The following is a 21633-nucleotide window of genomic DNA, read 5'->3' as shown; positions in this document are numbered from 1 at the left end:
ACCTCTTTCTAAAAGAACATATTTATAAATTCAATTTCTTTTAACACACTGTTTATTTTTAAATACACTTGATATAATTCCAATAATTCTTGCATTGATAAAGACTTATTTGCTAATTTATTTATAAAAGAATTTTTATTATTTATAAAGAAATTAAAAAACTCAACAATACTTTTTTCATTTAATTTATTACTAAATATTTTTATATTATTCTTGTTTACATTTTCATCTGTTAATGAGATATTTTTGATTGAATCAATAAATAAACTATTGTAATTTTCAAAAATGTTTTTCATCTCCTTAGTTTTTTCTAATAATTTAATTTTATCTTCATTAATATAATCGTCATAAAATTTATTAATATGCTCACTTAATTTAAACTTTTTTTTATTTACTAATTTTAATAAATCAAAATTTTTTTCATAAACTTCTGTCTTTAATAAATCTTCGTTATTATTTTCTTCATTAAAATTAACAAAGTCTAAATTTTTTTCAGATAAAATATCTTCTCAATACATGTTTAAAGTATCTAATTGTTTATTGTCATTATTATTTTTATTTTTTAAAAAATCATTAATATAATTATTGAATAAAAAAACGTTCTCACATCTTTTAATTACTAGTGGATTTATTAAACTATATTCAACTTCTTCTCCTATTTCAAATATAGGAATATCATTTGCAATAATTTTTTGAAAAGTTTCTTGATTAGATAAGAAAGAAGTTTTAAATAAATTACTTATACTATGATTATTTAAATAAATAATCATAGTATTTGAATTAAGTTCTTCTATAAAGTTTTTTGTTTTTTCTTGAAAAAAATTTGTATCAAAATTTTTAAGAGTGAAAGTAAATTTTTCAAAAGACATTAATACTTTATTTAAAAAAACTTTTTCTCATACATCAATAAAGTTTTTATTAAGCTTTATATTTTGCGAATCTTCAAAAAGTTTTTCATCAATTTCACTAAAAACATTTTCAAACTTTGATATGTTATTTTTTAAATTAACATTCTTAAAAATGTTTTCATAAAAAAAATCTTCTTTATATCATGATAAATTTTTTATTTTTATATTAAAATTTAAGTTTGTTAACTCATTTATTAGTTCGTTAATAGTTTGATCATCTTTGTAAACTGTTTTTGCAGTTACAATTATAATTTTATTTATGTAGTTATTTTTAATTTTTTTTATAGAATTATTTATATAGTCTGTAATTAGATTAAAATTGTCTTTTGTAAACTCATTAAAAACAGATTCATTATGAGTAAAAGTTAAATAGTTACTAAAATCATTTTTAATACTACTTTGATTGTTAAAATTAAATGATTCATCATTATCTTTTGTTAAAAAAAAATTAAATTCTTTATATAAATTAATTTTAATTTTTTTATAAAAATTGTTTTTATATTTTAATAAAGAATCTTTAAACTCATTATAACTTTTAAAACTCATTATAATATCCCTTCTAATTAATTTTATCTAATAAACCATTAATAAAGTTTGTATCTCAGCTAGGCAAAAATTCTCTAACCATTTCAATAGCTTCGTTTATAACAACAGCTTTTGGATTAATATTATTTATAATTTCAAAAGCACTTACACTTAAAATTGCTTTTATGATATTAGGTAATCTTTCTCATGATCAATTGTTAGGAATTAATTTTAAAATGCTTTGTTTTATAGTTTCGTATTGATCTAAAATTTTTAAAATATAATTTATTAAATCATCGTCTAATTTATCAAATTGACTGTTATCTAAAACTTCTTGTTTAATTTTATCAATATCTTCATTTAAAATAGATAATTTATATAGTATTTGCACAGAGCTTCTTCTTTGTTTTTTTAAGTATGTTATTGATTTTTCCATATTATTCCTTTTGTTATACTCTTTTATTATAACAAAAATTTAGCATTTAAAGTATTATTAACTATTGTGTATTTTATTGTAAAATGGCTTTATAAAGAAAAAATCCTAATTTAGGATTTATTTGATTACACTAGTTTTAATTGTTATATCTTGATCTAATATTTTAAAAGTAGCTTTTCCAGTAGTTGTAAAACTGATAAATTCATTTGATTCATTATCATCTAATCCACCATTTTTGCCTATTCCAAAAGTTCTATTTACAAATGTGTAATTAGGTTGATCACTACTTGTCTTAATTCAATAACTATATTCATATCTTAATAAATTATAAATAGTTAATGTTTGTCATTCGTCATTATTTACATCATTTAAGTTTTTTTGACTATAAATTTCATAAATATAATTATTGTAGTTTTCTTGTAATAATTTTCTCATTAAACTAACATAAACTCAACTAGTAACATATGCTTTGTCATTATACAGTGTTTTATTAAATTCTTTGCTATCTCTATAATATTGGTCATCATCAAGATATAAAGTATTCTTTTCAAGTTCTACAAAACCCTTATTTTTATAATCTTTATAATCAATTAAATTAAATAAAGGGTTAAAATTATATTTGCTTTCCTTTTTATCATATTCAAATGAAGCTTTACTAGTCAAATAAAAGTCCAAACCTTTATTTGGTCCAACTTTATCCTTATGTGTACTTGAACTATCTCCCTCAATTTTTAAAACAAAACTCATTGGTATTTCAAATATTTTTTTATTATTCTGGTTTTCTACTAATGGTTCAATAATATTATTAATATTTAATTCATTAGACTTTTCATTTCCATTAGGATCAGCATCAAATGTATTAAGTTTTTCTCCAAAATAATAAATATCATACTTAGGTTTTGAATCGATAAAATTTTGTTTAGTATCAGAACTAATTCTGTATTGAACTAATTCATTTAACCTTTTAGCTAGTTTATTCAATTCTAATCAATAGTTATACTTTTTTGTTTGATTTTCTTCTTTTGTTTGATTTTCTTCTTTAATTTCAATCACATTTGATAAAGAAATTGATTTTACATTCTTTGTATCTCATAATTTTTCTACAGAATTAACATTTGTAAAAGTTCTATCAATTGGTACAGCTTGACAAGCAACAATTGTTGGAGCAATTGTTGTTGAAGTAATACCAAAAACCGCTAAAAAAGATAAAAGTTTTTTCATTTAAATTTCACCTATATTTCTTATATAATTTTACATTATTTAATATTTTTTTAACATTTAAATTACTTATTTTATAATTAATCTATTAGTTAAGGAGAAAAGATATGGCAAAAGAACATGAAATGAAGACTTTATTTCATTTATTGGGTGAAAATAAAACAGAAACTTTATCAAAATCTAAAATAAATGAAATATGTATAAATATATTAAATGATTTTAAAACGATTTTAATTGACCCTAAAATTGCTTTAAAAATTAATGCACTATGTTTGCAATTATATAAAATCGAATTTAAACAAGTTTTAATTGATGCAAACATTGATTTAGATGAAATCGAACAATATAGTGATAATCAAGCTGTATGGGTCGAATTGTTAACTATTATTTTTTTAGCAATCAATAATTTATACGAAAATAAAGAACTTTTAGAATATGAAAATGTTGCAAAAAATATAATAAAAAATATTAAATTGCTAGATAAATCATTAAAATTAAGAATAAACTTATATTATTAAAAATATAATAGTAAGGAATATACAATGAAAAAAATATTAATAATTGGAACAGGGCATATGGGTGAAGCAATATTAAAGTCCTTATCTAAAAATTTAAATAAAGATTTTTATGAAATAACTATCTTAAATAGAACTTTAAGCAAGTCAATTGAGTTTTCAAACAAATATAAATGTAATTACATAAAAAACTTAGAAGAAATAAATTATTCAGATTATCATTTTATATTTTTAGGTTTTCGTCCGGTTGATGCAGATGGTGTTTTAAATAAAATTAACTTGCAAAATCATAGTAATACAATAATTATTTCTATGTTAAATGCTTTTAAAATAAGTGAAATTGAAAAATACTTTGAAAAAGATATAAATGTATTAAGAATTATGCCAAATATGAATGCAAATATTGATAAATCAACTACAAGTTATTGTTTTAAAGCAAAAAATATACATCTTTTAAATGAAGCAATCAAAATTCTTAATGTCTTTGGAAAAACTTATCTTATTGAAGAAGAACAATTTGCAAGCTTTGTAGCCTTAACGGGTTCTGCACCTGCTTTTATTTATGAGTTTATAAAAGCTTTTAAAGAATATGCTTTTTTAAACAACTATAAAGAAGAAATATCAAATGATTTTATTAAAGAAACAATAATTGGATCAACAATGGCTGCTCTTGAAAATAGCATTAGTTTAGATGAAATGATAAAAAAAATAATTGTACCAAATGGACCAACAGAATTCGGTCATAATACTTTGATTGAAAATAATTTTAAAGAAATATTAATAAAATGTTTTGAAAATACAAAAAGTAAAGCATAACAAAACCCTCTATTAAAAGGGTTTTGTTATTCAGTTTTTATGTCTAAGTCAAAATTATTTACAAACTTATTGTTTTTTAACATTTCAATTTCTAATTTATAAGGACTGATTTTACCGTCAATATAAGGAGTTTCTAAAACTATTGGAATATTTTTAAACAAAGGATTATGTACAATGTTTGATAAAGCTTTAAAACCGATATAACCATAACCAATGTTTTCATGACGATCTTTATGTGCATTAATAAAATTTTTTGAATCATTTAAATGAATTGCCAATAATTTATCTAAACCAATTAAATTATTAAACTCTTCAACAACTCCATCAAAATTATTTTTAACATCATAACCAGCATCATGCATATGGCATGTATCAAAACATACACCAATCATATCTTTTCTTTCAACGTTATCTAAAACATATTTTATTTCATCAAAATTTATACAAACCTCAGTTCCTTTACCACTCATTGTTTCAAGTGCAATTTTTACTGGAGTATTTGGCAAATCTTTATAAACCATATTAAGACCTTTAATAACACTATCTAAAGCTATTTTTCTTTCAGCTCCAACAGCTGCTCCTGGATGTAAAACAACTAAATGAACACCAATTTCTTCAAGTCTATTAAGTTCTTCTTTTAATAATCTTACACCTAGTTCAAATATTTCAGGTTTAACAGTGTTTGCGAGGTTAATAGTGTAAGGTCCGTGACATAAAGTTTTTGTAATATCAATATCATTTTCTATTAGTATTTTTTTAAACTCTTCAATGTTTAATTTTTCAGTAGCAGTTCTTATAGTATTTTGAGGTGCTCCTGTAAAAAACATTAAAGTATTAGCACCATTTTCGATCGCTTCTTTTGCAGTTCCTATTAAGTAATTGTTTTTTGAATTCATACCAACATGACTTCCTAAGTAAAATTTATTTTTCATCAATATTCCTTTTCTGTAGTTATAATTTTATTTTTTTTGTTTCTTCTACATCATTTTTAATTAAGTTTTTTAAATGATCAACTGAATCTACTTTAATTCCGTTTCTAATTTTTTTTAAAAAAATTAGATCTACCTTTCAACCATAAATATCTTTATCAAAATCTAAAATATAAGTTTCTAAAAGTATCTGATTTAAAGAGTTTTTTCAATACATACACGATCCTAAGTAAGTTTTATCTAATGCTTCAACATACACTTTAACAGCATAAACACCAAATTTTAAAGGTATTTTTGAGTCAACAATGATATTTATAGTTGGATAACCAATTGTTCTTCCGTATTTTTTTCCATCAGCAACAATTCCTGATAATTGATAGTCTAATCCAGTTTGCATTTTGAATGTTTTAAAATCATTATGACTAATTAATGTAAAAAGCTCCTCTACTTTTTTAAAACTTTTTAAATTTTTACATTCTAAAAAATTATTCTGTCAATGTTTTTTAAAAAAATCTACATTTAATGTTTTTCAATATTTGAATTCGTAGTTTTTACTAGATAATATTTTTTTTATACTAAGTTCTTTTGATAATCTTAAAAAAAGTTGCTCTTCATCTAATTCTTTTAAAAAATGGTTAACATATAAAAAAACGATTTGATCTATATTTGATTTATTAGCTAAATTTATTATATTTTTATTATTTCAAATTCCTTCATACTCATTATTATAGATTGGTATTATTAATGTTGATTTTAAATTATATTTATTAGCATATTCTTTTAAATGATTTATTTGATCAAACTCATATTCAGATCAATTTTTAAAATCACTGATAAATGCAACTGAATCTTTTAAATTATACATAATTCTCATCAACCCATTATAATTAATTACATCAACCATTTTATAACCTCTTTTTAAATCCCTTAAAAAGATATATTTATTAAACTTTTTCCTTTAAGAGCTTTTTCTTTTAATTCTTTTTCTTTTTTAATTCTTTTTTTGTTATCTCTTAATTTTTTTATGTAGCTTTTTTCAGATTTTTCAAAATCAAACTCTAAAACAACTCTATGAGAGAATTTTAAAAAATCAGCATTTGATTTAAATCATAGTTGAAATCAACAACCTTCATTTATACATTTAAAAATATTACTTCTTTTATCAATGGCAATACTTTCATGATTGCAATTAACAAACCTATTTGAAAAATATATTCTATCAATATTCATTTTTAAATTTTCATCATATTCAAATATTTTTTTCTTACTCATGATTTACCTCTATAAAAAAATTATAACATAAATAACTATTCTTCTTTTTGATTTGAGTTTTGTATCTCAATCTTATTTTCTATTATTTTTATTTCTAATTCTAACATTGCCATTTCTGATTTTATTTTTAAAAGATTTTGTCCTTCTTGACTATTTTGTTTTCTTTTAACATAAATTGAGTTGTAAATAAATAAACCAAAAATAGGTAATAAGAATCATCAAGCTAAATTCTTTTTAATAATTTTTTCTGATTTTTTTTCAGCAATTTTTAACTCATCTAATTTGTTTTCTAAATCAAGTTTATTTTTATTTAAATCATCAATATTCATATCATTATATTTTTCAAACATTTTATACCTCTTCTATGATTGTTTTAAAATTAAATTTATTATTTCGTTTATTAATTGATTCATTGATTGAAATACTATTTTTATTTCATTTGAATGAGCTAAAAATTCTCGTTTTTCACTTTCAACTCCCACCCCTTCTAATGAAGAATAAATATTTTTTGTATTTTGTAAAAATTTAACCATTTCTTCAGTTGCTAGTAATTTTTGTTGAAAATCAATTCCATGCTTAATATCACTAGTCAATGAAATTAACTTTGTATAAAAGTTTGCATTTCATTGTTGAACTTTATATCTATTAAGAATGTTGATGTAATTTAAGTTATAACTTATTATTTGATTTTCAAAAAAAGATGAGATATATTCAATAAAAAATGTTCCTGGGTCTTTAAAATTTAGTTTATTTATTGTTTTACAATGTTTAATTCATTCGATTTCTGTTAAATAAAAGTAATTATATCTTTGCAAAAACAATGTTAACATTAAACTTAAATTAAAGTTATTTGAGTGTACATTTTTTTCAAATAAATTAGTCAAACCTTCGTACAATTTTTTTAAATTATCTGTTAAAGATAAGGTTTTTAATTCTTTTTTATCTTGATCTAATAAATTTATTTGATCAGATTTAATCAAACCATCACTATCTTTTTTATATAAATCAAAAATAATAGTTTTTAAATTAACTTTTTCATTTAAATCCATAAAAACTCCTTATAAAATATACATATAATATTTTACATTAAAAGTTGCATATATATATTTAAATGTAGTAAAATGAATTAGATTGCATTTATGAAAGGTGGACTATTTAATATGTTTATCATTGGAACTATTCTAGTGTCGGTTATTGGTTATTTAATAGGTAGTTTCAGTTTTTCAATAACTATTGTTAAATTGAAAACAAAAGAAGATATTAGAGAATTTGGAAGTAAAAATGCAGGAGCTACAAACGCAAGTAGAAAATTAGGAAAAAAATGAGGTATCGTAATAATGTTATTAGATGCTTCTAAAATATTTATTGTTGCATTTATTGCATTGGGATTTACTTATATTCCAAGCGACGCTTTTAAATATACAAGTTTTTATATTCCTGCTTTTTTCGCTCTGGTTGGCCACTGTTTTCCAGTATATTATAAATTTAAAGGCGGAAAAGCTGTTAGTTGTTTTTTAGGATTAACTGCCTTGATTAATTGAACAATTTGTTTAATTTTTTTCTTGGTTTGAGTTATATTGATATTAATCTTTAGAATTGTAAGTGTTTCATCAATTTTTGGATCAATAATTGCTATGATTATGATTTGAATACCAATTTTATCAGGATCAGAATCAATTACACTCACAAATGATGAGTGGATAAATGGATATGAGTTTTTTGGTCCTTTAGCAGGTACTTTTAAATCAACCTTAGTTTGAATGAATTTATTACATACTCACTCATCTCAAATTAATTATGCAGAAAGTTATTTAGTGATATGTTTAATAGTAACATTTTCTACAATTTTATTAATTTATAGACATAAAGATAATATTAAGAAATTGATTAATAAAACAGAAGTAACAATATTCAATTATAAAAAAGAAGATAATGAAAAATCAAACATTTTAAAAAGTTAAATGTTTGATTTTTTTATTTCATTAAATAATCTAATATATTTTTTCTTAATATAATTATCTCTTTCTAAAACATCTTCAATTGTAAAACCATAATCATAGTGCCCTGGATAAAATGTATGTTCCTTAGTGTATGTTTGAAAAATTCATTTAATGTTTTCTAAGATTTTTTGTTCTTCAACTGGCGAATTTGTAACACTAATTACATCATGATGTAAAAATAAACTATCTCCATTAAAAATTGCTTTTAATTCTGGTACCTCAATTATTAAAGAACCGCTTGTATGACCACTTTTTATTTTAATATTTAACAAATATTCGTTGATTACTCATTCACAATCTTCAACAATTACTTTAAGATTTTTAAGAGGTTTTGCACTTCATGCTCCATTTAAGCTATTGAAAAAAGTACTAGCATTTTTATGAGGATCAAAAAGCATTGTTAAATCTTCTCTACTAACATATACGTTTTGAACATTTAGTTTCTTACTAATTTCATTAATTCCATAAAAGTGAGCAAAATGACCATGAGTTATAAAAACATCTGTTAAAGTAATTCTTTTTTTCTTACAAAAACTTATTATTTCTTTATAACTATTATTCGCAGTGTCTATTAGTATTCCTTGATTTTTTTCATTGTAAATTAAATAAGCATTTGCATCTTTAAAATTTTTATCTGTAAAAGCTTTAATCATCTTCTCACCTCTCTTTCTCTAAGAATTCCTAAAAGATTATACATTAATATTTATTTTTTTAAAAAAAACTTAAAAAAATAAAAAAAATTTTATATTTTAGTCTAATTATAAAACAATTTTTATAATTAAAAATCACAAGCATTATAACTTGTGATTTTTAATTATTATTAAAATACTGATAACCCTATACTATTTACCTTTTTTAACTGCATTCATTGTTTTTTTAATATCAGCTTCTGAAGGCTTTCGACCCATACTTCTATACATTGCTCTGATTTGATTTTCGTTAATTGGAGGATTATCTTTTAATTGTTTTTGAATTACTTTTCTTGTAATAATAAAACCCAACACTCCACCAACAATAGCACAAACAATTGCTATTATTAAGACTATTCATCATTCCATAATTTTACTCCTTTGGTATAATTTAACACAATATAAATATAACATAAAAATGGTTTATAGAGTATTTAAAATTTCTTTTGCAATTTTATTTGCTTCAAATCCTATTTTTTTAATAACGTCATTAGCTGGTGCAGAATATCCAAAATGATCTATACCAAACGCTTTTCCTTCATCTCCTAAGTATTTATGTCAACCATAAGTTGAACCTAATTCTATAGAAAATCTTTTTGTATTTTTATTAATAATTTGATTTTTATAATCTAGTGTTTGTTTTTCAAAAGCATTTTGATTTACCATCGAAACAACATTAACTTTATGATTATTTGATTCTAAAATAGTTTTTACTTCTAAAGCAAGTGAAACTTCACTTCCGGTTGCAATTAAAGTAATATCTGGATTATCTTGTACACTAATTAGATAAGCACCTTTTTTAACATTTTCAAAAATATCACCAGGATGATTTAACTCTTTTAAGTTTTGTCGAGTTGCAATTATTACACTTGGCTGATTTTTTACTTGTAAAGCATTATAGTAGCTAGCAATTGTTTCTTGCATATCACACGGTCTAAAAACATTAATGTTAGGTAAGCTTCTAATCATTGAAAGTTGTTCAATAGGTTGATGAGTTGGTCCATCTTCTCCAACAGCAATTGAATCATGAGTGAATATTGATAAAGTTTGCAATCCCATTAAAGCACCAAGTCTAATCGCAGGTTTCATATAATCTGAAAATACAAAGAATCCTCCACAAAATGGTAAAAGTCCTTTATGAAGTGCGATACCATTATTTATAGCAGCCATTGCAAACTCTCTAACCCCATACATTATGTTTCTACCTTCTAAATGATTATAATCATAGTTTCCATCAGCACCTTTTGCTTTTGTAGATTCAGTTAAATCAGCACTACCTCCGATTAAAGCTGGTATTTTTTTACTTAAATAATCAAGTACATTACCAGAACTAACTCTTGTTGCTTGTTCTATATTATTATTTAATTTTAAAAGATCTTCTTTGCAAATTTGATAATTTTGAGTTATTGAGTTTAATAAAGTATCAGCTAAATCTGAGAACTGATTTTGATATTCTTTAAACAGTTTATCTCAATTATCATTAACTTGTTTTCCTCTAAATTCTACATTTTTTTGATAAAATTCATAAATATCTTTAGGAATAACAAAGTCTTCACTTTGTCAATTAAAATATTCTTTAACTTTATTAATATCATTTCCTAAAGGAGCTCCGTGTACTTTTTGAGTTCCTTGGTTTGTGGCACCTAACCCAATAACAGTTTTTACTTCAATATATGTTGGTTTATTTGAGTTTTTAGCATTTTCAATTGCTAATTCAATTGCTTTTAAATCTTCACCATCATTAATTTTAATACAATTTCAATTTGCTGCTTTAAATTTTGCTTGAATATCTTCTGATTGAGCGACTTCAACTGGTGCATCTAATTGGATATTGTTTGAGTCATGAAAAACTATTAATTTATTTAGCTGATATCTTCCTGCAAAACTAATTGCTTCTTGACAAACACCTTCTTGTAAATCTCCATCACCACAAAGCACATAAGTATAATGATTAATAATTTCAAAATTTGGTTTATTATATTTTTTTGCTAAATGCGTTTCTGCTAAAGCCATCCCGACAGCCATTGCGAATCCTTGTCCCAGTGGTCCTGTTGTTGCATCAATTCCATCAGTATGCCCAAACTCAGGATGGCCTGGTGTTAATGAATCTATTTGTCTAAATCCTTTCAAATCATTTATTGATAAATTAAAACCAGATAAATGCAAACCAGAGTATAGTAATGCACTTCCATGACCTGCACTTAATACAAATCGGTCTCTGTTGAATCAAGTTGGATTTTTTGGATTTATATTCATTATTTTTGTTAATAAAGTGTATAAAATTGGAGCTGCCCCTAAAACTATACCCGGATGACCAGAATTTGCTTTATTAATAGCTTCAATTCCTAAAATTCTTAAAGCGTTTAAGTTCTTATTTTGTTTATTCATATTTCTCCTTACGAATAAATTATATAACTATAAATTTATTTATTTAATAATTCTAAAAAAAATAAGTATCAATTTAATTTGAATACTTATTTTTGTTCTTTAAGTCTTTTTAATTTTTCATTAGTAATGTCGTTACCATTTTCATCTACTAATTTTATTGTTTTTAATTGTTCTAATAAACCATTTTTGTAAAGTTCAATATATTTTTTCCTTAAAACTTCTTGTTCTTTTTTTAATTCTGGAGTTAATTTATCTTCTTTTTGTAAAGTTGCTAATTCATTTATTCTTTTAATTAAAGTTTCCATTTTTTCTCCTTCTTTTATGAAAATTTTCAATCATTAATTACATAATAACCCGCACCAATAAGTGGAGCGTCTTTCCCTAAAGTAGCTTCTTTAATATTTATTTCATCCGCTACCTTATCAATTATATATGTATAAATTTCTTTTTTAATAATTCTAAAGACTATTTGTTTTACAACAATAATTTCACCTGAAATAATTATTGATTCTGGATCTAATGCATTTATCATTGTTGCCATATGTTTAATTAATGGGTTTAATAAATGACAAAAAATTTTTTCTATCTCCTCATTGTCAATTTTTAGTTCATATGCTAAGTTTATATCTTCTAAAGTTACTAATTCTTTATCATTAAAAAAAATTGCTAACTTACTATTTGGATTTTGATTTATGTAATGAGAAAACTTATCTTGAATATTTTTTGTTCCTGAAATAGCTTCAATACAACCTTTAGCACCACAAAAACAAATGTAATTCGTTTCTTTGCCATCATATATACCTCCACCGTGACCAAACTCACCAGCAAAACCTCTAGAACCAGACACTAATTTTCCTTCTAAAATAATCGCTCCACCAATCCCGCAATTAATTTTATAAAAAATTAATGAGTCAGAATGTTTGGCAGAACCTATTCAAAATTCTCCTAATGCTGATGCATTTGCATCATTCAAGACAAGAACTTCTTTTTTAAAAAGTTCTTGAGCTTTTTGTTTTAAATTGAAGTTGTTAAAATTTAATAATCCAGCATATCTAACAATTCCCTCATTATGATCGATATAACCAGCAGCTGCTATTCCCATTTTTTCATAAAGATCATTTAGCTCATAACCTACTTTTTTTAAATTTGTATTTATTTTTTCATACAAATTTTCTATTAAACCATTTTTAAAATCGTGATTTACAAAAAAGTTAAGTTGGATTTCTCCATATTGATTTAATAATGCAACATTAGACATTAAATTGTTTATTTCTACAGTTAAAATTAATTTCATAAGCACTCACCTCATTCATTAAATAAAAAATTATATCATTGCAGAAAGTAAATTTACTTTAATCTCTGATTCAGTTGCAGGCACAGTTATTGATAGTTTCATACCTATAAATGATTTAAAATTAATTCATCCCAATCCTGAAATATGTAAATCAAAATCGGCACTTTTATCAAACTCATAATTTATTGTTTTAAATTTAGCATCTTTGTCTTTAAGCCGTGGTGATAAAGAGTGACGATTTTTTCTAAAATAATTTTCTATATTATTCGCTTTAGTTCTATGTAATGGCATTAATTTATTTATATAAAAATGAAAACTTGTTTTTTTAATTTTATTTTTTTCTGTATATCTTTCCTGTCCATCTTCAAATGTAAATCAAGCAAGACCCCCATAAAAAATTGTTTGACCTTTTAATAATTGATATGTAACTTGTTTTATTTCTTTTTTAAAGAAGAAAAAATCTCAATAAGATGATGCAGTTGCAGTTGCTATATGATTTTGTTTAACCAATCCTGGAGTGTCATAAATGTAATTTTTCTTAGTAAAATTAATTTTTATTTTATTTAAAGTTGTATTAACATATTTACTTGTAACAATTGAAGGAACTTGTTGATTTGCAAATAAACAAGCATTAATTAAACTTGATTTACCTGTATTTGATATTCCAATAATATATTGATCATAATCAATAGATTTTAATTCACTAATTAATGCATATACATAATCACTTTTAATTGAGCTAGTTAAAATGAATTTTGAATCTTTTAATGGAGAGTCTGCAAAAAACTTTTTAACATACTTCATAATTTTTACTTTATTAACTGCTTTTGGTAATAAATCTATTTTATTAACTAGAACAACAACTTCTTTTGAAGAAATCATTTTTTCTAATCATTCTAATCTACTACCTGGTAAATCGAAAATATCAATTACGTAATAATAACGAATTTTTTCATTATTTTTATTTATTTCATCCAAAATTGCAATAAAATCTTCATCAAAAATATCTTGTTCTACTAAGCTGTTATAATTTTTAATTTTAAAACATCTTAAACAGTAGTCTTGCTTTTGGGCATCGATGACATACCCAGGTTTTCTTTGGTCGAGATTGTGCATCTCAACCCCGCAACCAACACATTTTTTTGGACCATCATTGTCAATATTTGTAGTATTTCCTAAACCAATGTTTGCTTCTGTTAAACTAACTTTACTTCTTTGCTTTATGTTAGGTTTTTTTTCTCCATTTATGTGAGCTAATAAAGTTTTATCTTCAAGTTCTTCAAGTTGTTTTTCTATCTCTTCAATTTGTTCATTATTTTTAGAGTATTTCATAGTTACCACCTAGTTCTCCTTCGTTATAAAATCCTTCATGTAAAATATTTTTTTGAGTTAACCTGTTTAATATAAAACCTTCTAAAAATTGCACAATTTTTTTCTCTCCATTAGTTCTACCTAGCGGAGAAACTAAGATGCTTTTTATATGACCACGATTAGCTACTAAAACATCAGTTATTAATTGATCTCCAATTAAAACAATTTCATTTTCTTTATATGGCATTAATTTTTTAACTAACTTAAATTTACCCATTAAAGGTTTTTTACAATCTCAGAAATAATTTCTTATACCAGCTTTTTTTGCAAAATTTTCAACTCTACTTCTAATGTTATTTGAGAATAAAACAAATTCCATGTTATGAGCATAAACACTTTTTACAAATTTAATTACATCTGCATTAGGAATTCTTTCATTTCAACTTATTAAAGTGTTGTCCATATCACACATAACTAATTTAATTCCACTATTTTTTAAAGAGTCAAGATTTATTTTCTTATAACTTTCTAAATAAATTGAGGGTTTAAAGTAGTTTAAAAGTAGAAAACTTTTTTTGCTAGCCATATTCTCTCTCCTTATATTTATATAATTATACAATAAATAAACCTTTAAATAATAAGGTAAATAATAAAGTATAAAAAATCTTATATTGCTATAAGATTTTTATTTAAACATCTACTCTACTTTTTTAGATTCCACAATATTTGTATTTTCATTTGTAGAATTTAAAACTTTAGTTTTTCTATTTTTTGAACTCATAATTGCTGATTGATCAATTGAGCCATCTTCTTGAATTCCTTTTCTTGTAACTTGAAGATATCAAACTAAATATCCAATCCCCATAAAGAATATAAATCCTCCAAATACTAATATAAAAGTAATTAATGCATCAACTCAATCTTTTTTTCAAAGAGTTGGACTTGGAACTGTTCCAAAAAAGAAAGCAATAACTACTAACCCTAATGCTAATGATGTTAATATTATGGCTGGTATTTTATTTTTAAAAAATTTCGTATCTCTTGGTTCATCATCGTTTTTTCACCTAAACCAAATATAAGCTCAAAAGTAATAAAACATTTGAACAGTTGCTAGCGAGGTTGTTGCTTGAAGAATTCTTGATAAGAAGTCACTTGAACTAGTAACAGCTTTTACACCATCATCTCCAACTTCAACTTCTCCTGAAGTAGTTGTACCAACTATAATTAAAATAGCACTGACAACAATTGCTTGAATTCATAAAGCATTTAATGGTATTCCATTTTTATCTGTTTTTGATAAATATTTTCCCATTGTATTATGTGGAACTTCTGATAAAAATACTTTTGCTGGTGCAGCTGTTCAAAAGAATAACGACCCCATTCCATTTAAGGCAGTAACAAATCCTACAATATGAACTATTGCACGGTGCCAACCACTAGATTCACTTATTCCTAAAATCTTTGGATAAACCATAAAGTAAGAATTAGATATTCCTCATTTTTCAATATCTGATTGTGAAATTGTCATACTTAATAATAATGTTCCTATAACCATTAAAAATATTACACAAACCATTCCAATAGTTGATCCAATTCTAAATGCTCTTGATCCACCTTTTGTATCTTTTATAAAAACACTAATTGTTTCAATTCCATTATATGCAAATATTAACCACGGCAACATTGATATAAAACTTCATCAATCTCCGTTAAATTGATTTTCTAGTGCGTTAAATGAATTTCATCCAAAAGTTTCTTCAACACCATTTACTGGTAGTGCGTAACAAAGTGCTATTAAAATGAATAATAATCCTAAACAAAGACTAGCAGTTCCTCCAATGTTTGTGATTTTTCCAATTCATTTTGGACCTTTTGAAGAAACATATGTTCCTGCTCAAAAAATCAAAATTGCAAATAATGCCAATGTACAAGTACTTAACCTTGTTGCGTTTGCATCACTAATTTTAGCTGATAATACTATGGCTAATTCATCAAAACCATTTTTTCCATAAAAGAAAAAGCTTAACGCAATTACTGTAAACGGAGCCATAGTAGCAAAGAAAAATAAATTTCCAAAGTAGCTAGCTCAACTTGCTAAGAAACCTCCTTTTTTTCCAAGTGCAAATGCACAAAACGATCCTAAACCTGCTTCTTGATTTTTTAATTTATGTATACTTCCAAATTCTGAAGTTAGTAGTACCATTGGTATTGCATAAATTGCTCCTCCAACTAGAAATAGTACACAAGCTAACAGTCCAAATTGGACTTGGTTATTAATTATATTTCTAAAACCAAAAATTATCGCAAAACTCATAAACAATATCGATAATTTCGTTAAAGTTTTTGCTCTTTCTGACATATTTTTTTCTCCTATTATTTGTCTATCTGTTTTTTCAAAGTAAAAAATTTAGTTATTAGCTAAATTTTAATTATGATATCGCACTCCAATATTTTGAAAAACAGCACCAAAATATTTAGTGCTTAAGTTTTCGTTGTACCTCTCTTCAAAACATTGCTAAGTTATACATTTTTAATTCCTATCTTTCTTTTCTTAATTTTTATTATACATAAAAAAAATAATTATTGCAAAAAATCTATAAATTAATTAATCTTTTTTTATAAATGTGTTTTTAGAATAAGGCAAATAAACAAACTCATACACAAATCCTAAAAAAGTTAATATTTTTAATACATCATTGTAACAATGAACTACAACTTTTCTTAATACTTCAATCATGTTTTTATAAATGTCATAACTCATTTTTTCATTATTAGGAAAAGAAAAGAAACTATATGCCATCGTGCATAAACTTCTTATTTCATCATCTTCATTTTTTAAAATTTTATTATCAATGCTTTCAAATCAATCAAAAAATTTCTTACAACTTGTTAACGCTATCATTTGATCAGATTGTTTTCCTACTGGTAAATTTTTTGGGTTATAAAATTCTTCACCAATAGCATTTGTATTAGAAAAACTAAAAGCATTTTCTAATATTTCATAAATATCAAAATAATTAGCATTTAGCTCATTTTTTTCCTTATTTAAAAATGCCATGTTTAATGACCTTCTTGCAAATAAATGCTTATAATCATTAATTCATTGATTAATTATTTTTATATCATTACTTGCACCAGCACAAATGATTGTTTTAATTTCTTTATTACGACACATACTTAAAAAACTTGTAATCATTCTAGAATATTGTTCATGAAAATTATAAGTTTTATCGTTAAGTCCTCTTTTGATAAAAATTGATTTAATTGCTTTTGAATTATCACGATACGCAATCTCTTTAAATGATTTTGCAAAACTATATTGAATAACATAAACAATATCTTTTTGTTTGTCACTATATAACTTATTTTTTAAATCTCCCGAATCATGCGAGTGATTAAAAAATTCAGTATCTAAAATAATGATTGGAAATTGAATTTTTTCTAAAAATTTTTTTGCTATATTTTTATCAAATCTAAAATTTTGATGTTCATTTAAAAGAAAATAACCATCATCAACGATATTTATAGTTCTTTTTTTCATAGTTGTTCCTACACTTACTCTCTCATTATATCAATTTTTTTAATTTTTGGTATTTAATGTTATATTATATACAATATATATGTAAAGGGGATTTTTATGGGCGACTATAATTTATTACAAGATTTTGTTAACAATGTTTCACAAGAATGATTTAAAAAGTTTTTTATAGATAAACTGGATTTATTAAAAAATGGACTTTTAGAAGCTCAACAAGATTTTATTGGTGATTTTATTCCTGATGTTAATGTTACAAATCAATTATTAGCTAATATCAAAAAACAAGTTAGCGAATTAAAAACACATGATCAGATTGATAATTTTATTAAAAAAAATTCATTACAACTTAAAGTTGATGGTGGTTTTAATAGTGAAATTCAAAGCGAACTATTGAACACAATTAAAGAAAACCCAACAAATATTCAAGAAAAAATTACAGAATTAATCATAAAAATGCAGATTGGTAACATTGTAAAAAGTGGATCAAAAGCTTTAGAAATTAATGCTATTTTATTAAATAAATTGGGAAATGATACTAGTTTTAGCGAAATAGATCGAGAAGACATTACTTATATTCTTGATACAGAAATTTCAAAAAGTGTGGAAAAATTAAAAAATTGATCTTCGCAAAATCCTGAACAAGCTGAAAATTATGAAGAAGAACTTAAAATTTTATTATCAAGTGATAATTCGGAAAAAAAAGAAGAAGCTTGCGAAATAATTGAACACTATTTCGAAACAATTATTGGAAATGAAATTGAAGAAGAAGATTTGCAAAAACTAAATCCAGATGATATGGATGAAAAGTCAAAGGTAATAATTTTTAATGATGGTGTAATGATAGCAGAAGAAGTTAGTGCAAAAATTAGATTAAGTAGTATTTTCAAAAAAATCTTAAATAACAAAAAAACTTCATAATTGAAGTTTTTTTATACATAAATATATTTTTGACCTTTTAATTCGTAACCAAAATATTTTTTCTCGATTTCTTTACCATTTTTATCTATTTCTATTTTAGTTTCGTTTCACAAACTAATGTCTTCATTTGTTATTTCTAGGTTTTTTAATTTATTAGTTTTAGATACTATACTCGTTCTAAAACTATCAATATTGTCCTTATTTATTTCATAACCACTATATTCATATCAACCATATTTATTTAGTTTATTAATAGTTAAATTAGAAAATAAACTTTCTAGTCATTTATTTATAAACATCATTGAAATATTTTTTTTAAAATAGTCATTTTCTTCCATTTTTACTTGTAAAAGAATTTTTCCAACTGTCTCTCAACCTTTTAAAATTGTAATAGCCATTGTTGTATTTGCATAAGACAATAGCTCTTCTTCTTGACTTTCATTTTCATTTTCATTTATTTTTTTTGGAGATTGATTTGTAGAATTATTTTTTACAAATGCAAAATCATCTATAAAAATATTTTCAATTATAAATGTCATTCCACTAAAATCTAATTCTGTTCCAATCTCGATTGGTTTATAAATATTTTTTAAAGCATTGTAATAAATAACGTTAGCTTCGCTTAATTTACTAGTTTCAATCTTATTAGTAGTAACTTTATTTGTAGATAAAACATCAGAAAAATTACTATGTTCAAAAAATCCATTAATATATTTTAAATAATCAAAATATACTGGTTGAATTTCTTTCCCTATAAATAAATTATTTAAATTAGATATTGTTGTTGTAGCGCTAACTGATGGAAAAGATTTTACTGGTTCACATGACATTACAGTTAAAGAGCTAGTTGCAAAAAGCGATATGATTGTCAAACTATAAAGAATTTTTTTGAGCATTTTGTTCATCCTCTTCTTTTTTTATTGTATTTAAAACAGTTATTCTGGATATTAATTTTCCATCTAAAATAAATTTTTTATTCACTTCTGAATTAAATTCATTAACATCTGTTTTGATTTTGTTTTTTTCTTCTTTTTGTTTAACTACGAAATTTAAATTTAAACTCTGTTTATCAAACATTTTTAAAAATACTTTAGAAAAGTTATTAACCAAATTACCGTTTACATTGTTATTATTAACTCGATTTACTTTAGTAGTTTTTTTAGGTTGTGATGCTTCTGGATCAACTGGTATTTCTGGATCAACTGGTATTTCTGGTATTATTTCTACTTCTAAAATAACATTAGCTTCACCATTAAATTTTGCTGAGTTACTTTTAGAATTTATAGTAACTTTATAATAGTCATATTTTTTAACTTCTGATTCTTGTGTATTTTTTTGTTCTTTAGGTTTTGGTATTTTTTCAGGATCACTAATATCAACATCATCAAAAGTTAAACTTTGAAATTTGTTTTTATTTTGAAGTTCTTTAAAAATCGCTTTTTTATCAACATTTTTAGGATCAAATTTTTTGGTCTGCTTATTTTCACTTTCACTTTCTTCTTTGAATTCCAAGTATTTATTTTCATCAATAATTGCATCTAAATTTGTAGTTGAAGTAACAATTTCATATTTAATTTTTCCTTCTAAATCTTGATACTCTTTAATATCAATTTGATTAGAATTTAATAAATGAGCTAAATTGTTTGAATTTAATACTGTATTAATATCATAAAGTTTAGATTTTGAATTAAGCATTTTTTTACCATTAGTTATTTCTATGTATTGATCTGAACATAGATATAATTCTTGATCTTCATAAATTTGTTCTAAATAATAACTATTATCTTTAACATTATTTTTCAAAGTTAAGTCTGTATAGTCGTAAATAAATTCGTAATCTTTATTGTCAAAAATATTTATTTTAAACTCACTTGCTAAATAATCGTATGCAAATTTAACTTTAGAAGCTTCATCGTAATTTTTAGATAATAAATCATTATAAACTTCTTTTTCTAATTTACCACCGATATAATTTATCTCATAAATCATGTTAAAATTTTTTTCATCTATTATTAGTTCGCCGTTATTATAGTCAATAACCAATTGCATTAAGCGATCGTTATTGTTTATTGTCTCAGTTTCAGACTCTTTTTGTTCTAAAATTGGTAATATACTGTAATTTGTTCCACTTTTGGTTTTGAAAATATTTGAGTATGCATAATTATTATTCATTTCATAATGAGCAATAACATTATTAGGTTCAAAACAACCAAAAACAAAAACACTTGGCAAAATACTAATAATACTTAAATTTACTTTAATTAAACTTTTAAAAAACATTTGTATCACCTATTCATTTTATTATATCAATAAAAAAACAAGAATATTTATTCTTGTTTATTTTTCATTTTCTTCTCAAAAGTTAATTGCTAAAACATTTTTTACAAATCTACAACAAAACTCTAAATTTCTAATTTTTTCTGGTAGTTTTAAATAACCATTAGTGTATCTTCCTGCAATATGAGATAAAGTTAGCGCAACCATTTCAGGTTCAGATTTGATTCACTTAATTGGGTCCATTTCAGAAAATTCTGGAAAACCATATTGTTGTGCGATATATTTTTGACAAGTAACAATACCAGGATCTAATCAATTTTCAATCAATCACTCAACTATGTCATTATGAAATTTTAATTTATCTTGAACATGCTTGAAAGTTAATTCTGTTACAAATGAAGGCAATTTTCTAACAGCTTCATCAAGTGATGATAAAATAATTACTTCATTAACTTTTTCACCACTATCTGCATTAAATGAAATTGACATAAATACAGTTCCATCTGCAAAGTTTATTTTACCTAGACTAGATTCTTTCAAATTATAAATTTTTTTATCCATAACTAACCTCTCAATAATCTTAGTATTATTATACACTA

24 protein-coding genes are annotated in these 21633 nt (G+C 23.6%); 4 read left to right on the top strand and 20 right to left on the bottom strand.

The genetic code is table 4. The features are described 5' to 3' along the window. Nucleotides 1-8: 8 nt before the first annotated feature. The 3 genes from SGLAD_RS02630 to SGLAD_RS02620 all read right to left on the bottom strand — a co-directional run bounded on the left by SGLAD_RS02630 (nt 9) and on the right by SGLAD_RS02620 (nt 3090). Nucleotides 9-1454, bottom strand: coding sequence for a hypothetical protein (locus SGLAD_RS02630; RefSeq protein WP_134297493.1), 1446 nt, complete (start codon nt 1452-1454; stop codon nt 9-11). Nucleotides 1455-1467: 13 nt separating this feature from the next. Then, nucleotides 1468-1869, bottom strand: coding sequence for a transcription antitermination factor NusB (gene nusB, locus SGLAD_RS02625; RefSeq protein WP_134297492.1), 402 nt, complete (start codon nt 1867-1869; stop codon nt 1468-1470). Between the two features lie 117 nt (nt 1870-1986). Beyond that, nucleotides 1987-3090, bottom strand: coding sequence for a lipoprotein (locus SGLAD_RS02620; protein WP_134297491.1), 1104 nt, complete (start codon nt 3088-3090; stop codon nt 1987-1989). Nucleotides 3091-3194: 104 nt separating this feature from the next. Here SGLAD_RS02620 and SGLAD_RS02615 point away from each other — a divergent pair, with 104 nt between their 5' ends. Next, nucleotides 3195-3605 (top strand): hypothetical protein, encoded by a 411-nt coding sequence (locus tag SGLAD_RS02615; RefSeq protein WP_134297490.1) that lies wholly within the window; start codon nt 3195-3197, stop codon nt 3603-3605. Nucleotides 3606-3629: 24 nt separating this feature from the next. Next, nucleotides 3630-4418, top strand: coding sequence for a pyrroline-5-carboxylate reductase family protein (locus tag SGLAD_RS02610; RefSeq protein ID WP_134297489.1), 789 nt, complete (start codon nt 3630-3632; stop codon nt 4416-4418). A gap of 26 nt (nt 4419-4444) precedes the next feature. On the opposite strand, the gene SGLAD_RS02605 is transcribed toward SGLAD_RS02610, so the two are convergent. Genes SGLAD_RS02605 through SGLAD_RS02585 form a run of 5 tightly spaced genes read right to left on the bottom strand, consistent with a single transcriptional unit; the run spans nt 4445 to nt 7668 of the window. Beyond that, a complete protein-coding gene (locus SGLAD_RS02605; RefSeq protein WP_134297488.1) occupies nt 4445-5350 on the bottom strand; it encodes a deoxyribonuclease IV in 906 nt (301 codons plus the stop codon). A gap of 19 nt (nt 5351-5369) precedes the next feature. After that, nucleotides 5370-6251, bottom strand: coding sequence for a riboflavin kinase (locus tag SGLAD_RS02600; protein ID WP_134297487.1), 882 nt, complete (start codon nt 6249-6251; stop codon nt 5370-5372). A gap of 23 nt (nt 6252-6274) precedes the next feature. Continuing rightward, nucleotides 6275-6619: a hypothetical protein gene (locus tag SGLAD_RS02595; protein ID WP_134297486.1), complete on the bottom strand. Its 345-nt coding sequence runs from the start codon at nt 6617-6619 to the stop codon at nt 6275-6277. A 35-nt stretch (nt 6620-6654) separates the two neighbouring features. Then, nucleotides 6655-6969, bottom strand: coding sequence for a hypothetical protein (locus SGLAD_RS02590; RefSeq protein WP_134297485.1), 315 nt, complete (start codon nt 6967-6969; stop codon nt 6655-6657). A gap of 12 nt (nt 6970-6981) precedes the next feature. After that, on the bottom strand, nt 6982-7668 hold the full coding sequence (locus SGLAD_RS02585) for a hypothetical protein (RefSeq protein ID WP_134297484.1): 687 nt from the start codon (nt 7666-7668) through the stop codon (nt 6982-6984). 111 nt (nt 7669-7779) lie between these two features. Between SGLAD_RS02585 and plsY the strand changes: the two genes are divergently transcribed. Next, nucleotides 7780-8580, top strand: a complete 801-nt coding sequence (gene plsY, locus SGLAD_RS02580) for a glycerol-3-phosphate 1-O-acyltransferase PlsY (protein ID WP_166739166.1) — start codon at nt 7780-7782, stop codon at nt 8578-8580. Here plsY and SGLAD_RS02575 read toward each other — a convergent pair. The 9 genes from SGLAD_RS02575 to SGLAD_RS02535 all read right to left on the bottom strand — a co-directional run bounded on the left by SGLAD_RS02575 (nt 8577) and on the right by SGLAD_RS02535 (nt 17842). After that, nucleotides 8577-9272, bottom strand: coding sequence for an MBL fold metallo-hydrolase (locus SGLAD_RS02575; RefSeq protein WP_134297482.1), 696 nt, complete (start codon nt 9270-9272; stop codon nt 8577-8579). The two genes, plsY and SGLAD_RS02575, sit on opposite strands and share 4 nt — an antisense overlap. A 189-nt stretch (nt 9273-9461) precedes the next feature. Further along, nucleotides 9462-9677, bottom strand: a complete 216-nt coding sequence (locus tag SGLAD_RS02570; RefSeq protein WP_134297481.1) for a YneF family protein — start codon at nt 9675-9677, stop codon at nt 9462-9464. A 54-nt stretch (nt 9678-9731) separates the two neighbouring features. Next, nucleotides 9732-11696: a transketolase gene (gene tkt / locus SGLAD_RS02565; RefSeq protein ID WP_134297480.1), complete on the bottom strand. Its 1965-nt coding sequence runs from the start codon at nt 11694-11696 to the stop codon at nt 9732-9734. 86 nt (nt 11697-11782) lie between these two features. Next, the gene (locus tag SGLAD_RS02560) at nt 11783-12001 is read right to left on the bottom strand and encodes a DUF896 domain-containing protein (protein ID WP_134297479.1); all 219 of its coding nucleotides are present in this window, start codon (nt 11999-12001) and stop codon (nt 11783-11785) included. Between the two features lie 14 nt (nt 12002-12015). Beyond that, on the bottom strand, nt 12016-12990 hold the full coding sequence (locus tag SGLAD_RS02555; protein ID WP_166739165.1) for an ROK family protein: 975 nt from the start codon (nt 12988-12990) through the stop codon (nt 12016-12018). 30 nt (nt 12991-13020) lie between these two features. Continuing rightward, entirely contained in the window at nt 13021-14322 is a 1302-nt protein-coding gene (yqeH, locus tag SGLAD_RS02550; RefSeq protein ID WP_134297477.1) for a ribosome biogenesis GTPase YqeH, read from the bottom strand. After that, nucleotides 14309-14887, bottom strand: a complete 579-nt coding sequence (locus tag SGLAD_RS02545) for a YqeG family HAD IIIA-type phosphatase (protein WP_134297476.1) — start codon at nt 14885-14887, stop codon at nt 14309-14311. The genes yqeH and SGLAD_RS02545 overlap by 14 nt, the downstream gene beginning before the upstream one ends. 111 nt (nt 14888-14998) lie before the next feature. Then, a complete protein-coding gene (locus SGLAD_RS02540; protein ID WP_134297475.1) occupies nt 14999-16660 on the bottom strand; it encodes an amino acid permease in 1662 nt (553 codons plus the stop codon). A 246-nt stretch (nt 16661-16906) separates the two neighbouring features. Then, a complete protein-coding gene (locus tag SGLAD_RS02535; RefSeq protein WP_134297474.1) occupies nt 16907-17842 on the bottom strand; it encodes a hypothetical protein in 936 nt (311 codons plus the stop codon). A gap of 96 nt (nt 17843-17938) precedes the next feature. Here SGLAD_RS02535 and SGLAD_RS02530 point away from each other — a divergent pair, with 96 nt between their 5' ends. Then, nucleotides 17939-18757: a hypothetical protein gene (locus SGLAD_RS02530; protein WP_134297473.1), complete on the top strand. Its 819-nt coding sequence runs from the start codon at nt 17939-17941 to the stop codon at nt 18755-18757. Between the two features lie 11 nt (nt 18758-18768). Here SGLAD_RS02530 and SGLAD_RS02525 read toward each other — a convergent pair whose 3' ends face one another. From SGLAD_RS02525 to SGLAD_RS02515, 3 genes are read right to left on the bottom strand one after another with little or no spacing between them, the layout of a single operon-like run. Continuing rightward, on the bottom strand, nt 18769-19653 hold the full coding sequence (locus SGLAD_RS02525) for a hypothetical protein (protein ID WP_134297472.1): 885 nt from the start codon (nt 19651-19653) through the stop codon (nt 18769-18771). After that, the gene (locus SGLAD_RS02520; RefSeq protein WP_134297471.1) at nt 19631-21037 is read right to left on the bottom strand and encodes a hypothetical protein; all 1407 of its coding nucleotides are present in this window, start codon (nt 21035-21037) and stop codon (nt 19631-19633) included. The genes SGLAD_RS02525 and SGLAD_RS02520 overlap by 23 nt, the downstream gene beginning before the upstream one ends. Nucleotides 21038-21094: 57 nt before the next feature. Next, a complete protein-coding gene (locus SGLAD_RS02515) occupies nt 21095-21595 on the bottom strand; it encodes a hypothetical protein (RefSeq protein WP_134297470.1) in 501 nt (166 codons plus the stop codon). Nucleotides 21596-21633: the final 38 nt, after the last annotated feature.

The organism is Spiroplasma gladiatoris (genome assembly GCF_004379335.1).
Classification (GTDB): domain Bacteria; phylum Bacillota_I; class Bacilli_A; order Mycoplasmatales; family Mycoplasmataceae; genus Spiroplasma_A; species Spiroplasma_A gladiatoris.
Note: the sequence above shows the minus strand (reverse complement) of the source record. Positions and strands in the feature narration are given on the sequence as shown.